Raw genomic sequence first — 677 nt, forward strand, 5'->3', positions numbered from 1 at the left:
GAACGACTGCCGTAACCGGGCGGCGACGAAGAATTGTCCATTGCCAATCCGCGCCACTTCGCCGCTCCGGTTCACGGCTTGGTTACGTCGTCGTCGGCTTGCGGACTGATCATGGCTAGACGTAAGCGAACCACGGCGTCCAGACGTTCGGCTTGCCCCTTCTCAAGTAGCACATCCCAGGCCGTTGCCATTCGAACCGTAGTAAGGGCGCTCGCCAATCGTCGATCGCCGAGCTCAATGTCCGTGTACTTCTCAAGCCGTCGACCAACGACGCCTTTGGGCCGCTTGCCCTCCCCAGTGTAGAACGCATGAGCGGTCTGAATGTAGTCATCCATACGCTGACGAACCGTCAGTTCGGCATTTTCCCTGGTCCATACGCCGACATTCCAGTCTGTCAACCGAATTTTGTTAATCGCCTTCATTAGTGTGTCGACGCGCAGAAATCTTTTGGTCGCCTTCGAATCTAGTACGTACGTTCCCATGACCAAGGCTTGCTTTGCGTCGACCGTAGCCGCGTCGTCGACGTTGACCTGACGGAACAGCCGGCCAGGCCTGTCTGGTGAAACTTGAGTATCGCCATGGGCGTACGCCGTCAACGCGACGGAAAGAAAGACAGGCATCAACTGTTTGGTTGTCACTACAACCTCCGTCTCAGGAGTGGAATTTAAAGACGTAAC

1 protein-coding gene is annotated in these 677 nt (G+C 56.0%); it reads right to left on the minus strand.

Features of this window, described 5'->3' with window-relative positions:
- Positions 1-71: 71 nt before the first annotated feature.
- A partial coding sequence (locus H1B37_RS33030) for a hypothetical protein (RefSeq protein WP_220498504.1) occupies positions 72-677 on the minus strand: 606 nt, incomplete at its 5' end.

The organism is Stieleria mannarensis (assembly GCF_014154935.1).
In the GTDB taxonomy this organism is placed as follows: Bacteria; Planctomycetota; Planctomycetia; order Pirellulales; family Pirellulaceae; genus Stieleria; species Stieleria mannarensis.